The sequence below is a fragment of the Streptomyces fumanus genome, assembly GCF_014655295.1.
Taxonomy (GTDB): Bacteria; Actinomycetota; Actinomycetes; order Streptomycetales; family Streptomycetaceae; genus Streptomyces; species Streptomyces fumanus.
In genome coordinates this window covers 312,099-326,411 of sequence record NZ_BNBI01000001.1, presented here as the reverse complement: position 1 = coordinate 326,411, position 14,313 = coordinate 312,099, and the positions used below count along the sequence as shown (strand labels likewise).

Here is a 14,313-nt window from a genome sequence, read left to right as displayed (position 1 = left end):
ACGCAAAACTCACTATGTAATGCAGGGTGGGGAAACACAAGGGGGTGCGCATGACGGAACAGACCGGCCGGACCGGCAGGATCACACCCAGGGCCAACTCCCAGGCGAGCGCCGGTGAGCTGCTCGCCCTGGTACGCAGCGGGCGCGCCACCACCCGCGGGGCGCTCCAGCAGGCCACCGGCCTCTCCCGCGCCACCGTGGGCCAGCGCCTGGACCGCCTCTTCCGCGCGGGCTGGCTGCGCGAGGGCGCCGGCGGGCCGGTGGACTCCCCGCTGGGCGGACGCCCCTCCATCACCCTGGAGTTCGACGACGAGCACGCGGTCGTCCTCGCCGCCGACCTCGACACCCGGCACGCCCGCGCCGCCGTCCTCACCCTGACCGGCGAGATCCTCGCCGAGCACACCGGCACCCTGGTCGTCGAGGACGGCCCCGACGCCGTACTCGGCGAACTCGGCGGCTGGTTCGCCGGGTTGCTGGACCGGGCCGGGCGGGACGCCGGGGAGGTCTGCGGCATCGGCCTGGCGGTGCCCGGCCCCGTCGACCGCGACACCGGCCGGGTGGTGCAGCCGCCGATCATGCCGGGCTGGGACGGCTACGACATCCGCTCCCGCCTCGGCCGCGCCGTCACCGAGCGCACCGGCGCCGGACCCGTGCCGGTCCTGGTCGACAACGACGCCAACCTGATGGCGTACGCCGAGCAGCGCGCCCAGCACCCGGGCGTCTCGGCGTTCGTGCTGGTCAAGGTCTCCACCGGGATCGGCGCCGGGGTCGTGGTGGACGGCGCCATCTACCGGGGCGTGGACGGCGGCGCCGGGGACATCGGGCACATCCGGGTCCCCGAGGGCGCCCGCGCGCTGTGCCGGTGCGGTTCGCACGGCTGTCTGGCCGCGGTCGCCAGCGGCGGTGCCGTGGCCCGGCGGCTGACCGAGGCGGGCGTCCCGGCGGCCTCCGGCTCGGACGTGCGCCACCTGCTGGCGGTGGGGCACCCGGAGGCGGTGGCGCTGGCCCGGGAGGCCGGGCGGCTGGTCGGGGACGTGCTCGCCACCGTCGTCACCCTGCTCAACCCCGGGGTGCTGATGATCGCCGGGGACCTGGCCGGGACCCCCTTCCTCACCGGGGTGCGCGAACTGCTGTACCAGCGGGCGCTGCCGCGCTCCACCGCCCATCTGCAGATCGTCACCTCGAAGCTGGGTGAGCGGGCCGGGCTGATCGGGGCGGGCGCGCTGGTGGTGGACCACCTGTACGCGCCGGAGCGGGTCGAGGAACGGCTGCTGGCGCTCGGTGTGTGAGACACGGGGCGCCGGCCCGGCGTGATTCTCGCCACCCTTGATAGTCGAAGCGCTCAGATGAGCGAATCTTGGGAGGCTGCACTTCTGGAAGGGGTGGCACCGAGTGCCACCCCTTGATCGTTCATCGATCGAACTCAGAAGTGTCGGGAGTCGCTCATAAGAGCACTACCGGGTTGCGGTGCCATGACCCGCCTTCAAGAAGTGAACACATCGGCCGCTCCCGGCTTGCCAAGCCTTGACTTTCGATCCGCTGGCGGACGGGTGGTTACAGGCTCATGACGCCCAAGTGGACCTCCCCAGGCGCCTTCGATCTGGGTACATTCCTCGCCGTCAGGGCAGCCACCGCGTCTTCGAGGAGTCGAGACCCGTGTCGGAAAACACAGATCCCCACGTAACGAAGTTCGTCTACGACTTCACCGAGGGCAACAAGGACCTCAAGGACCTCCTCGGTGGCAAGGGTGCCAACCTCGCCGAGATGACCAACCTGGGCCTTCCGGTTCCTCCCGGTTTCACCATCACCACCGAGGCGTGCAAGACCTACCTCGACAGCGGCGAGGAGCCGGCGGCACTGCGTGACGAGGTGAGTGCGCACCTCGACGCCCTCGAAGCGAAGATGGGCAAGCGGCTCGGCCAGGCCGACGACCCGCTGCTCGTCTCGGTCCGCTCCGGCGCCAAGTTCTCCATGCCCGGCATGATGGACACCGTCCTCAACATCGGCCTCTCCGACGCCTCGGTGCGGGGCCTGGCCGCGCAGGCCGGCGACGAGCGGTTCGCCTGGGACTCCTACCGCCGCCTCATCCAGATGTTCGGCAAGACCGTCCTCGGCGTCGACGGCGACCTCTTCGAGGACGCCCTGGAGAAGGCGAAGGCGGCCAAGAAGGTCACGGTCGACACCGAGCTGGCGGCCGAGGACCTGAAGAAGCTGGTCGCCACCTTCAAGAAGATCGTCAAGAAGGAGGCCGGCCGGGAGTTCCCGCAGGACCCGCGCGAGCAGATGGACCTCGCCATCAAGGCGGTCTTCGAGTCCTGGAACGGCGACCGCGCCAAGCTCTACCGCCGTCAGGAGCGCATCCCGCACGACCTCGGCACCGCCGTCAACGTCTGCTCGATGGTCTTCGGCAACCTCGGCCCCGACTCCGGCACCGGCGTCGCCTTCACCCGCGACCCCGCCTCCGGCCACCAGGGCGTCTACGGCGACTACCTGCAGAACGCCCAGGGCGAGGACGTGGTCGCGGGCATCCGCAACACCGTCCCCCTCGCGGAGCTGGAGCGGATCGACAAGCAGTCCTACGACCAGCTCCTGGGGATCATGGAGACCCTGGAGAACCACTACAAGGACCTCTGCGACATCGAGTTCACCATCGAGCGCGGCCGGCTGTGGATGCTCCAGACCCGCGTCGGCAAGCGCACCGCGGGCGCCGCCTTCCGGATCGCCACCCAGCTCGTGGACCAGGGCCTGATCGACGAGGCCGAGGCGCTCACCCGGGTCAACGGCTCCCAGTTGGCCCAGCTCATGTTCCCGCGCTTCGACGAGGGCGCCAAGGTCGAGCAGGTCGGCCGGGGCATCGCCGCCTCGCCGGGCGCGGCGGTCGGCAAGGCGGTCTTCGACTCGTACACCGCCGTGAAGTGGTCCCGGTCCGGGGAGAAGGTCATCCTGATCCGCCGGGAGACCAACCCCGACGACCTCGACGGCATGATCGCGGCGGAGGGCATCCTCACCTCCCGCGGCGGCAAGACCTCCCACGCGGCCGTGGTCGCCCGCGGCATGGGCAAGACCTGTGTCTGCGGCGCGGAGGAGCTGGAGGTGGACACCAAGCGGCGCCGGATGACCGTCCCCGGCGGGCACGTGGTCGAGGAGGGCGACATCGTCTCCATCGACGGCTCCTCCGGCAAGGTCTACCTGGGCGAGGTGCCGGTCGTGCCGTCCCCGGTGGTGGAGTACTTCGAGGGCCGGATGCACGCCGGTGCCGAGGACGCCGACGAGCTGGTCGAGGCCGTGCACCGGATCATGGCCTTCGCCGACCGCAAGCGCCGGCTGCGGGTGCGGGCCAACGCCGACAACGCCGAGGACGCGCTGCGCGCCCGCCGCTTCGGCGCCCAGGGGATCGGCCTGTGCCGCACCGAGCACATGTTCCTCGGCGACCGCCGGGAACTGGTCGAACGCCTGATCCTGGCCGACACGGAGGCCGAACGCGAGGAGTCCCTGCGGGAACTCCTCCCCCTCCAGAAGCGGGACTTCGTCGAGCTGTTCGAGGCGATGGACGGCCTGCCGGTCACCATCCGCCTGCTGGACCCGCCGCTGCACGAGTTCCTCCCCGACATCACCGAACTGTCGGTCCGCGTGGCCCTCGCCGAGTCCCGCCAGGAGCCGCACGAGAACGAACTGCGCCTGCTCCAGGCCGTGCACCGCCTGCACGAGCAGAACCCGATGCTGGGCCTGCGCGGCGTCCGCCTCGGCCTGGTCATCCCCGGCCTGTTCACCATGCAGGTACGGGCCATCGCCGAGGCGGCGGCCGAGCGCAAGGCCGCCAAGGGCGACCCGCGCGCCGAGATCATGATCCCGCTGGTCGGCACGGTCCAGGAGCTGGAACTGGTCCGCGACGAGGCCGACAAGGTCATCGCCGAGGTCGAGGCGGCCTCCGGAGCCCCGCTGAAGCTGGCCATCGGCACGATGATCGAACTCCCGCGCGCCGCGCTGACCGCCGGGCAGATCGCGGAGTGCGCGGAGTTCTTCTCCTTCGGCACCAACGACCTGACCCAGACGGTGTGGGGCTTCAGCCGCGACGACGTGGAGGCGTCCTTCTTCACGGCGTACCTGGAAAAGGGCATCTTCGGGGTCTCGCCGTTCGAGACGATCGACAAGGACGGCGTCGGCTCCCTGGTCGCCGCCGCCGCGAAGGCCGGCCGCGCGACCCGCCCCGACCTCAAGCTCGGCGTCTGCGGCGAGCACGGCGGCGACCCGGAGTCCGTCCACTTCTTCCACGAGGTGGGCCTGGACTACGTCTCCTGCTCCCCGTTCCGCATCCCGGTCGCCCGCCTGGAGGCCGGCCGCGCCGCGGTCCGGTCCACCGGCAGCGACCACCGCTGACCCCGGGGCCGCCGCCTGTCACCCGACCACCCTCACCGATCGGCGGCGCCCCGGCGCACGAAGGAGGGCGGCACCCGTGCGGGGGTGCCGCCCTCCCGGCGTTCTCTCCGGCCCTACGACGCCAGTCGCTCCCGGCCCCGAGGGCCGGCCTCCGCCGCCTCCGGCTCCGCGTCCGGGCGGCTGATCTCCGTCCAGAGCGCGTCGAGGGAGAGGCCGAGGACGTCGGCGATCGCCGCGATGGTGGGGAAGGCGGGGGTGGCCACGCGGCCGGACTCGATCTTGCGGAGGGTCTCCGGGGAGACCTGGGCGGCGAGCGCGACCTCGAGCATCGAGCGCTCGCCCCTGGCCCGGCGGAGCAGGGCGCCGAGGCGCTGACCACGGGCGACCTCTGCGGGCGTGAGCGGCAACCTGACCATGGGGCCTATTCTAATACCGGTATAGTAAGGCCGGTATAGTTATTGGAGACAGTGGCCGCCTGGTCGCACGTGTGAGGACGCCGCATGATCGAGATCCTGAATCCCACCCTGCTGGAGCGGGCCAGAGTCACCGGCGCCCTGGTCGCCGACATCCTGCACACCCTCAAGGCGCGCAGCGCGGTCGGCGTGAACCTCCTGGACATCGACCGCTGGGCCAAGGAGATGATCGCCGAGGCGGGCGCCGACTCCTGCTACGTCGACTACGCGCCCTCCTTCGGCCGCGGCCCGTTCGGCCACTACATCTGCACGGCCGTCAACGACGCCGTGCTGCACGGCCGTCCGCGCGACTACGCGCTCGCCGACGGCGACCTGCTCACCCTCGACCTCGCGGTCGCCAAGGGCGGGGTCGCCGCCGACTCCGCGATCAGCTTCATCGTGGGGGAGACCCGCCCGCCGGAGAGCGTCGCGCTGATCGAGGCGACCGAGCGCGCGCTGGCCGCCGGGATCGCCGCCGCCCGGCCCGGCGCCCGCGTCGGCGACCTCTCGCACGCCATCGGCACGGTCCTCGGCGAGGCCGGGTACCAGGTCAACACCGAGTTCGGCGGCCACGGCATCGGCTCCACCATGCACCAGGACCCGCACGTCCCCAACTCCGGCCGCCCCGGCCGGGGTTACCCGCTCCGCCCCGGCCTGCTGCTCGCCCTGGAGCCCTGGGTCATGGCCGACACCGCGCGCCTCGTCACCGACGCCGACGGCTGGACCCTGCGCAGCGCCACCGGCTGCCGCACCGCCCACAGCGAACACACCATCGCCATCACGCAGGACGGCGCGGAGATCCTCACCCTGCCGACGGGAGTCCTGCTCTAGGGGTCACTCGCAGCCGACCCCGTCGCCGTCGCGGTCCAGGTGGCGGCCGTAGCCGGGGTCGCCCGCGTGGACCGGGGCGGCGCCCGCGGCGCGAGCGGCGTCGCAGTTGCCGTAGTAGACGCTGCCGCCGCCCCCGCCGGAGGAGTCGTCGGTGTCCGCCTCCGCCGCCTCCGCCGTCACCGTCTCCGTGACCCTGACCTTGACCTTCTTCTCGACCGTCTCCGTGGCGGTCACCGTCTCGGCCGGCTCGGGAGCGGCGGTGGCCGTCGCGGTCACCGTCTCGGTGACCGTCGCCGTCGCCGTCGCTGTCGCCGTCGGCCGCGCGGAGGCCGACGCGGCCTCGGTCCGCGTGTCCTCCTCGCCGCCGGCGCCTATCCCGACGCCGATGAACAGGGCCAGGGCGAGGGCGGGCAGCACGAACCGCTTCCGGGCCCACTTCGGAGCGGGCCCGGACGCGGGCGGCGCCGGGTACGGCGGGTACGGCGGCTGCGGCTGGTACGGACTGGCCATGACGTCCCCCTGTGGCGCTGCGGTGTCGCGTGAGGGGACGACCGTACGGCGGGCCGCGCGAGTGTGGAGACGATGTGATGGTTTCGTGATGCGTCAGCGTCGTCAGGAGCGGAACGGACCCCGCACCTCGTACGTGATCCCCCCGGACGAACTCCCGCTCGTCCCCCGCTGGCTGGAGAAGTACAGCCGGGTGCCGTCGGGCGAGAAGGCCGGGCCGGTGATCTCCGACGCCGACTGGCCCTCGACGCGGAGGAAGGGGGCGATCACGTCGTCCGGAGTGATCACGCAGATCTCCATGGTGCCGCCGTCCTCCGCGACGAACAGGTCACCGGAGGCGGACCCGGTGACGTTGTCCACGCCGGTGAGCGGGGCCGTGCCCGAGGTCACCAGGGAGTCGTCGTAGGCCAGGTCGAGGGTCTGGGCGGCGGCGTCGTACTGCCACACCCGGTTGTCGCCCTTGGTGGTGAACCAGCACATGCCGTCGGCGTAGTAGCAGCCCTCGCCGCCGTTGAAGCGCTTGGCGCCCGGCACCTGGTCCCGGGTGGCCGTGGCGCCGGTCGGGTCCGGGACGCGGGACCAGGTCACCGGGCCGCTCGTCGCCGTCCCCGCGACCAGCACCTCCAGGGTGCCGGAGGACAGGTCGCCCCAGGCCGCCGGCCGGAAACGGTAGAAGCAGCCGTCCGTCACGTCCTCGGTCAGGTAGATCACCTCACGGACCGGGTCGGCCGCCGCCGCCTCGTGCTTGAAGCGGCCCATCGCGTCCCGCCGGACGGCCGCCCGCGCGCCCCACGGGTCGGTCTCGTACACGTACCCCCGGTCGACCTCCTCGCAGGACAGCCAGGTGTTCCACGGGGTCTTCCCGCCCGCGCAGTTGGTGCGGGTGCCGGACAGGATGCGGTACGCCGAGGTGATCGCGCCCGTCGCCGAGAACCGCACCGCGCTCGCGCCGCCGGAGGGGTTGATCTCCGAGTTCGACACATAGATCCAGCCCGTGCCGTCGGCGTAACAGGCCCCGCCGTCCGGGGCGCTGTGCCAGGTGTACGACGTGCCGGGCACCGTCCGGCCGGAACGGGCGATGACCCGGCTGGTGAAGCCGGACGGGAGCCTGATGCCGTTGGCGTCCGGCGAGCCCAGCGCCCCGTAGGGGCCGGCGCCGGGCTGGGCGGGCGCGGCGTACGCGGCACCGCGCCACAGGGTGCCGCCCAGGGCGGCGGAGGTCCCGCCGAGGGCGACCGCGCGCAGGAGAGTACGACGTTCCACTCTCACTCCAGAGGTGTTCGTGACCGCCCCGCCACCGGACGGTGACGGGGTCGCGCGGTCACGGACCCTAGGGGAGCGGGGTGGACGGCCCGTGGACGCCTCCTTAAGCGCCCGCGTACACCGTTCCGGAGCAGGTCACCGACCCGCCCCGCGGGCCGCGCGCCACACCGCCGTCACCTCGTACGCTCCCGCCCCGCGGGCGTCACGCCGCCTTCACCTCGTACGCCGTCACCCGGACCGACGCGTCGTCCAGGCACTCGCCCGTGGTGAGGTCGAAGCGCTGCTTGAGCAGGGGCGAGGCGACGAACGGGCGGCCCCGGTGGGTGCCGGTCAGGCCCCGGGAGAGGACCGCCGCGCCGGTGAACGGGTCGCGGTTGTCGATGGCGTACAGCCCGCCCGCGCGGTCGCGGAAGAGGGCCGCCTGCCGGCCGTCGGGCAGCAGGGCCGCCACCCCCCGGCCGGGCAGCAGGGCGCTCAGGTCGCAGACCGGGAACCAGTCGTCCGCGAGCCGCAGCCGGATCTTCAGATCGGTCGTCTCGGGTGCCAGGGTCATCGCTGGGTGCTTCCTTCCAGGGGGCGGCGGCCGATGGCCAGCAGCGGCAGGTCGGGCTTCATCTGGTCGCGTTCGGGCACGAAGCCGACCAGCGGGTCCGGGGTGCCGGGGGCGTTGACGAAGGACACGAACCGGGCGAGCTTCTCGGGGTCGTTGACGGTCTCGGCCCACTCGTCGCGGTAGCCGGCGACATGGGCGGCCATCAGGGCCTCCAGTTCGTCGCAGATGCCGAGCGAGTCGTGCACCACCACGTCCCGTACGTGGTCCAGGCCGCCGGGGATCCGCTCCAGCCAGGTCGCGGTGCGCTCCAGGGGCTCGGCGGTACGGATGTAGAACATCAGGAACCGGTCGATCAGGCGGACCAGCTCCGCGTCGGACAGGTCCTGGGCGAGCAGGTCGGCGTGGCGCGGGGTGGCGCCGCCGTTGCCGCCGACGTAGAGGTTCCAGCCGTTGGCGGTGGCGATGACGCCGAAGTCCTTGGACTGGGCCTCGGCGCACTCGCGGGCGCAGCCGGACACCGCCGACTTCAGCTTGTGCGGGGACCTCAGCCCCCGGTAGCGCAACTCCAGGTCGATCGCCATGCGCACCGAGTCCTGCACGCCGTACCGGCACCAGGTCTGCCCCACGCAGGACTTCACCGTCCGCAGCGACTTGCCGTACGCGTGCCCGGACTCGAAGCCCGCGTCCACCAACCGCGCCCAGATCGACGGCAGTTGCTCCACCCGCGCGCCGAACATGTCGATCCGCTGCCCGCCGGTGATCTTCGTGTAGAGCCCGAAGTCCCGGGCGATCTCCCCGATCACGATCAGCTTCTCCGGCGCGATCTCACCCCCGGGGATGCGCGGGACGACCGAGTACGAGCCGTTCCGCTGCAGGTTGGCCAGGAAGTGGTCGTTGGTGTCCTGGAGCGCGGCCTGCTCGCCGTCCAGGACGTAACCGCTGGCGCCGATGGCCGGGGCGAGGGAGGCGATGATCGAGCCGACCGCCGGCTTGCAGACCTCGCAGCCGTCGCCGCCCCGGGCCTCCTCGCGGCCGTACCGGTCCAGCAGGTCCTGGTACGAGGTGATGCGCAGCGCCAGCACGATCTCGTACAGCTCCTCGCGGGTGCGGCCGAAGCAGCCGCACAGGCCCTTGTCGACCTCGACGCCGCTCGCCTCCAGCTCGGCGGTGACCAACTGGCCGAGCACCTTGACGCAGGAGCCGCAGCCGGTGCCGGCCTTGGTGCACTTCTTCACCTCGGGCACGGTGGTGCAGGAGTGCTCGGTGACCGCGCCGCGGATCGTGCCCTTGGACACGTTGTGGCAGGAGCAGACGATCGCGTCGTCGGGCAGCGCGGCCGGGCCCAACTGGGCGGGCGCCCCGGCGCCGGCCGGCAGCACCAGCGACTCGGGGGAGACCGGCGGCACCGACCCGGTGAACGCGCGCAGCGTGCCGTACGCCTCCGCGTCGCCGACCAGGATGCCGCCGAGCAGGGTGCCGTCGCGGCCGATGACCAGCTTCTTGTACAGGCCCGCGCGGGAATCGGAGTAGACGACGTCCAGGCAGTCCTCGGCGGTGCCGTGCGCGTCGCCGAAGGACGCCACGTCCACGCCGAGCAGCTTCAGCTTGGTGGACAGGTCGGCGCCGGTGAACGCCGCCTCGTCCGAGGCGATGGTGGCCGCCGCGGTCTGGGCCTGCTCGTACCCCGGCGCGACCAGGCCGTACACCCGGCCGTCGGCCGCCAGCGCGCACTCGCCGATGGCGAAGACGTGCGGGTCGGTGACGGTACGGCACTGCTCGTCGACCGCGATGCCGCCGCGCTCGCCGACCGCCAGCCCGCAGTCCCGGGCGAGCTGGTCGCGGGGGCGGACCCCGGCGCTGAACACCACCAGGTCGGTGGCGAGTTCGGAGCCGTCGGACAGCTTCATGCCGGTGACGGCGCCGTCCGGCCCGGTGACGATCTCCTGCGTGCCCACCCCCGTGTGCACGCTCAGACCCATCCCCTCGATGGTCCGCAGCAGCGCCGCGCCACCGCCCTCGTCCACCTGCACCGGCATCAGCCGGGGCGCGAACTCCACGATGTGCGCGGCCAGGCCCAGGCCCTTGAGCGCGCCGGCCGCCTCCAGGCCGAGCAGCCCGCCGCCCACCACGGCGCCGGTCGCCGCGGTCCGCGCGTACTCCTCGATGGCGAGCAGGTCCTCGATCGTGCGGTACACGAAGCACCCCGTCGCGTCCTTGCCCGGGACCGGCGGCACGAACGGGTAGGACCCGGTGGCCAGCACGAGCGTGTCGTAGGCGACGACCCGCCCCGACCGCGCGGTGACCGTCCGCGCCTCCCGGTCGACCGTCTCGGCCGGGTCGCCGACGTACAGCTCGATGCCGTGCGCCTCGATGAACGCGGGGTCGGTCATCGACAGGTCCTCGGGGGTCCGGCCCGAGAAGTACGAGGTGAGCTGGACCCGGTCGTAGGCGGGGCGCGGCTCCTCGCACAGCACCACCACGCGGTGCGTGCCGGTCAGGCCGCGCTCGGCGAGCGCCTCCAGGAAGCGCTGGCCGACCATGCCGTGGCCGACGAGCACGATGGTCGGGCGGGGCCGGTCCCCGAGAGATGCGGTCGTGGACATTCAGGCGCCTCCGTCATGGGTGAGCAAGTGGAGCAGGGGGCCGTCGTCGGGGAGCGGCTCTGCTCCCTCCCAGGCGCGGGCGAGCGCGCCGACGGTGCCGAGTTCGCCGACGAGGACCCCGCCGACCAGGCGGTCGTCGCGGACGACGACCTTGCGGTACGTGCCCCGGGTGGCGTCGGCGAGCTGCACGACGTCGTCGCCGGGACGGGGATCGGTCTCGCCGAACGCGGCGAGGTCGAAGGGGCTGTCCGCCCCGGTGAGCGTGAGCCGGGTCAGGGAGCGGGTGCCGGTGTAGCGGGCGCCCGGGTGCCCGGCGAGGGAACGGGCGAGGGCGTCGGCCTGTTCCAGCGCGGGGGCGGCGAGCCCGTACAGCGTGCCGGCGTGCTGCGCGCAGTCGCCGATCGCCCGGATGTGCGGGTCGGAGGTGCGCAGCTCGTCGTCGACGACGACGCCCTTGCGCACGTCGAGCGCGGCGTCCCGGGCCAGCCCCACCCGGGGGCTGACCCCGCACGCCAGCACCACCAGGTCGGCGTCGAGCGCGTACCCGTCGGCCAGCTCCACCGAGCGGACCGCGCCGCCGACGCAGCGCACGTCCCGTACCCGGCACTCGGTGTGCACCTCCACGCCCAGGCCGGCCAGGTGCCGGCGCACCAGCGCGGAGGCGGCCGGGTCGAGCTGGCGTTCCATCAGCCGCTCGGACTGCTGGGCGACCACGACCTGCGCGCCGCGCACGGCCAGCGCGCGGGCCGCGGAGACCCCGAGCAGGCCGCCGCCGATGACCACCGCGCGGACCCCCGGCCGCACCGCCCCGGACAGTCCGAGGCAGTCGTCCATGGTCCGGAACGCGTGCACGCCCCGGGGCAGCCTCTGGTCCGCGCCGAACAGCCCGCGCAGCGGCGGCAGTACGGGGTTGGAGCCGGTCGCCAGCACCAGCGTCCCGTACTCGAAGACCTGGCCGTCGGCGCAGGTCACGGTCCGTGCGGCCCGGTCCACGCCGGTGACCCGGCCCCGGACCAGCCCGCCGGGCGCGGGCAGCGCGATCACCTCGGGGCGGTACCGCCCGGCGAGCACCTCGGCGAGCAGCACCCGGTTGTACGGGCGGTGCTCCTCCTCGCCGATCAGCAGCGCGGGCACGCCCAGCTCGCCCAGTCGCCGGGCGAGTGCCACGCCCGCCAGACCGGCGCCGATCACCACCACACGCGCATTCGAGGTCATGCCCCGAGCGTGCGGCGCGGGTGTTACCCGACCGCATCACACCTGTTTCCCACGCGGAACGCTGCGCTCAGCGGGGGCGGGGGGTGGGTGTGAGGGCTGGGCGCTCCCGGGCGCGGGGCTCCGCAGGCCGGGGGCAGGAGGGTGGCTTTCCTCGGCCGGGGCGGGAGGGGGCTCTCCTCGGCCGGGGAGCGGGAGGAGGACCTTTTCCGGCTGGGGGCGTCGTGCGTGGGGGAGGGGGCCGGCCGGCTGGATCGACGCCGTGGTCGGCGGCGGGGGGCTCCTGTTGCTGCCGGCCCTGCTGCTCGGCCTGCCCGCCGGCACCCCGGCCGCGCACGCGCTCGGCACCAACAAGGCGGTCGCCATCGTCGGCACCACCGGCGCGGCGGTCACCTACGCCCGCAAGGCTCCGGTCGACGTCCGCACCGCCGTCCGCATCGGCCTGGCGGCACTCGCCGGCTCCTCGGCGGGGGCGTTCCTCGCGGCCGGGATGAGCACGGAGGTTCTCCGGCCGGTCATCATGGTGGTCCTCCTCGCCGTCGCCGCCTTCGTCATCCTGCGGCCCGCCTTCGGCACGGCCCCCGCGCCCGGCCCGGTCACCCGCCGCCGCGTCCTCGCCGCGATCGGCCTGGCCGGCCTGGGCATCGGCTCTTGCTGCTGACGGTGGTCTTGGCGCTGGTGGCCGATCTGGCGTGGGAGCAGTGGGTGGCTTGAGGGGAGCGCTGGAGGAGTTCCCCCGGAGAGATAGTTGGCCCATTCACGCTTCTGGTGGCTGAAAGTGCTCTTGTGATGCACGTTCCGTGATCCATAGCCTGCGCAGCGTCCTCTGATCTTGCGGTTCCCGTAAGAGTTGCGAAATTTCCGTGAAGGTGACGGCTGTGGGGTGGAGTGTGCGCGGAATCCACAGGGTGCTCGGCGCCCTGGCCGGGGCGGTGGTCTCCATGGCCGCGGCGGGGCCGGTGCAGGCTCAGCCGGTCGCCGGGACCGCCGTGGCAGCGGCATGTTCGGGTGCCGCGTCGGACTTCAACGGCGACGGCGTGTTCGACCAGGCGATCGGTGACCCCGAGGCGTCCGTCGACGGCGTGGCGAACGCCGGGGTGGTCCGCGTCGTGTACGGCGGCGGCAAGGGGACGGTGGAACTGACCCAGGCGCTGTCCAGCGTCGACGCCACACCGGAGCAGGGCGACCAGTTCGGTTTCTCGCGTGCCGTGTACGACGCGGACGGCGACGGTTGCTCGGACGTGGTCGTCGGCGTGCCCTACGAGGACGTGTTGGTGGACGGCGTGAACCGGGTGGACGCCGGTGCGGTTTACGTCTTCCATGGGTCACCCTCGGGTATCGGGACCGGGGCACCCGTCGACGCCTGGACGCAGCGGACGCTGCATCCCGGAACGGCGTCCGAGGCGTACGACCGCTTCGGCTACGCGCTGGCCGCGGGCACCGCGGCGAGCGGAGACCCGTGGCTGGCGGTCGGTGTGCCGGGCGAGTCCGTGACGGTCGACGACGTTGCTCACACCGAGGCCGGCCAGGTCGAGTACAAGCAGGGCTCTGCTGTGTGCGGCGTCAATCAGAACACCCCAGGCGTGGGCGGTGTGGTCGAGGCGTACGACCGGATGGGCATGGCGCTGGCGGGTACGAACCGCTACTTCGCGGCCGGGAGCCCCGGTGAGGCGGTCGGCACGGAAGAGTTCGCGGGTGCCGTGGCCGTCTTCAGCCACACCCTGGACGGCAGTTGTCCCGTGGCGCTCGCCGGGCTGGGACAGGGCCGGGCCGCCGACGCGCTGCCGGACTCCGCGGAAGCGGGGGACCAGTTCGGCGCCTCGCTCAGCATGACCGGATACCGGCCCTCAAACCAGACCTACAACTCCGACGCCCTGCTGGCCATCGGCGTACCCGGAGAGGCCGTCGGGTCAGTACGCAGCGCGGGCCTGGTCGCGGTGGTGCGCGTCCAGCCGTCCGGCGCTTACACCTCGGTGGCGTCGATCGACACCTCGTCCGCCGATGTCGAGGGCACCCCGGCGGCCAGTGACTTCTTCGGGCAACGGGTGACCATCGCGAACACCGACACGTCCGTGGTGACCACGAGCGGCACGGTCCGGCTGGCCGTCTCCGTGCCGGGCCGGGACGTCGGTGATGCCAAGGACGCCGGGGCGGTGCAGATCTTCCGGCCCCTGGACACGTCACCCGGAGCCTCGGACAAGGTGCTCACCCGCGGTGGGGCGGGAAGCCTGCTGCCCGGCCCCGCCACGGCACGCGACTACACGGGCATGAGCCTCTGGTCCGGCAGCAACACCCTCTACGTAGGGGTGCCGTACAGCAAGGAACCGGCGACGAGCAAGGGAGTCCTGTACACGATGCCGTGGTCGGCGGTCGACGCGGGGTCGGGCACGGCGACGACCTATCGGCCCGGTGCGGGCGGACTCCCCGACGAGGGCGCCTCCTTCGGGGTGATCCACGGATGAACAGGACGAAGACGGTGGCGAAGAGAGCCTACGCGCCTCGCTGGCGCAGGCAT

General features: G+C 72.8%; 10 protein-coding genes and 1 pseudogene. 5 read left to right on the top strand and 6 right to left on the bottom strand.

Annotated elements, in window-relative coordinates; translation table 11 throughout:
* Window positions 1–50 precede the first annotated feature (50 nt).
* Together IE316_RS01410 and ppdK are read left to right on the top strand one after the other, a co-directional pair.
* Window positions 51–1,289 carry an ROK family protein gene (locus IE316_RS01410; protein ID WP_190202211.1) on the top strand — a complete coding sequence of 413 codons (1,239 nt, stop codon included), beginning with the start codon at window positions 51–53 and terminating at the stop codon, window positions 1,287–1,289.
* 367 nt (window positions 1,290–1,656) lie between these two features.
* Entirely contained in the window at window positions 1,657–4,377 is a 2,721-nt protein-coding gene (gene ppdK / locus IE316_RS01405; RefSeq protein WP_190202210.1) for a pyruvate, phosphate dikinase, read from the top strand.
* 113 nt (window positions 4,378–4,490) lie between these two features.
* Here ppdK and IE316_RS01400 read toward each other — a convergent pair whose 3' ends face one another.
* A complete protein-coding gene (locus IE316_RS01400; RefSeq protein ID WP_190202209.1) occupies window positions 4,491–4,793 on the bottom strand; it encodes a helix-turn-helix domain-containing protein in 303 nt (100 codons plus the stop codon).
* Window positions 4,794–4,877: 84 nt separating this feature from the next.
* On the opposite strand from IE316_RS01400, the gene map reads away from it, so the two are divergent.
* On the top strand, window positions 4,878–5,660 hold the full coding sequence (map, locus tag IE316_RS01395; RefSeq protein WP_190202208.1) for a type I methionyl aminopeptidase: 783 nt from the start codon (window positions 4,878–4,880) through the stop codon (window positions 5,658–5,660).
* A gap of 3 nt (window positions 5,661–5,663) precedes the next feature.
* Here the strand turns inward: map and IE316_RS01390 are convergent, their stop codons facing one another.
* The 5 genes from IE316_RS01390 to IE316_RS01370 all read right to left on the bottom strand — a co-directional run bounded on the left by IE316_RS01390 (window position 5,664) and on the right by IE316_RS01370 (window position 11,801).
* Window positions 5,664–6,170 carry an excalibur calcium-binding domain-containing protein gene (locus IE316_RS01390; RefSeq protein WP_190202207.1) on the bottom strand — a complete coding sequence of 169 codons (507 nt, stop codon included), beginning with the start codon at window positions 6,168–6,170 and terminating at the stop codon, window positions 5,664–5,666.
* A 102-nt stretch (window positions 6,171–6,272) separates the two neighbouring features.
* Window positions 6,273–7,430: an alkaline phosphatase PhoX gene (locus tag IE316_RS01385; protein WP_190202206.1), complete on the bottom strand. Its 1,158-nt coding sequence runs from the start codon at window positions 7,428–7,430 to the stop codon at window positions 6,273–6,275.
* Window positions 7,431–7,632: 202 nt separating this feature from the next.
* Window positions 7,633–7,983, bottom strand: coding sequence for a nitrite reductase small subunit NirD (nirD, locus tag IE316_RS01380; RefSeq protein ID WP_190202205.1), 351 nt, complete (start codon window positions 7,981–7,983; stop codon window positions 7,633–7,635).
* Window positions 7,980–10,586, bottom strand: a complete 2,607-nt coding sequence (nirB, locus tag IE316_RS01375; protein ID WP_190202204.1) for a nitrite reductase large subunit NirB — start codon at window positions 10,584–10,586, stop codon at window positions 7,980–7,982. The genes nirD and nirB overlap by 4 nt, the downstream gene beginning before the upstream one ends.
* Window positions 10,587–11,801: an NAD(P)/FAD-dependent oxidoreductase gene (locus IE316_RS01370; RefSeq protein ID WP_190202203.1), complete on the bottom strand. Its 1,215-nt coding sequence runs from the start codon at window positions 11,799–11,801 to the stop codon at window positions 10,587–10,589. It abuts the gene before it with no gap.
* 250 nt (window positions 11,802–12,051) lie between these two features.
* Here IE316_RS01370 and IE316_RS01365 point away from each other — a divergent pair.
* Window positions 12,052–12,447, top strand: a pseudogene (locus IE316_RS01365) (TSUP family transporter); the annotation flags it as partial.
* A 241-nt stretch (window positions 12,448–12,688) separates the two neighbouring features.
* Window positions 12,689–14,260 (top strand): integrin alpha, encoded by a 1,572-nt coding sequence (locus IE316_RS01360; RefSeq protein WP_229910145.1) that lies wholly within the window; start codon window positions 12,689–12,691, stop codon window positions 14,258–14,260.
* The last annotated feature ends 53 nt before the right edge of the window (window positions 14,261–14,313 follow it).

What these genes read in the sequence shown, in the direction of transcription:
- IE316_RS01370 (WP_190202203.1), bottom strand. Translation starts at nt 11,801, where the DNA reads ATGACCTCGAATGCGCGTGTGGTGGTGATCGGCGCCGGTCTGGCGGGC.
- IE316_RS01410 (WP_190202211.1), top strand. Translation starts at nt 51, where the DNA reads ATGACGGAACAGACCGGCCGGACCGGCAGGATCACACCCAGGGCCAAC.
- IE316_RS01400 (WP_190202209.1), bottom strand. Translation starts at nt 4,793, where the DNA reads ATGGTCAGGTTGCCGCTCACGCCCGCAGAGGTCGCCCGTGGTCAGCGC.
- map (WP_190202208.1), top strand. Translation starts at nt 4,878, where the DNA reads ATGATCGAGATCCTGAATCCCACCCTGCTGGAGCGGGCCAGAGTCACC.
- IE316_RS01390 (WP_190202207.1), bottom strand. Translation starts at nt 6,170, where the DNA reads ATGGCCAGTCCGTACCAGCCGCAGCCGCCGTACCCGCCGTACCCGGCG.
- nirD (WP_190202205.1), bottom strand. Translation starts at nt 7,983, where the DNA reads ATGACCCTGGCACCCGAGACGACCGATCTGAAGATCCGGCTGCGGCTC.
- nirB (WP_190202204.1), bottom strand. Translation starts at nt 10,586, where the DNA reads ATGTCCACGACCGCATCTCTCGGGGACCGGCCCCGCCCGACCATCGTG.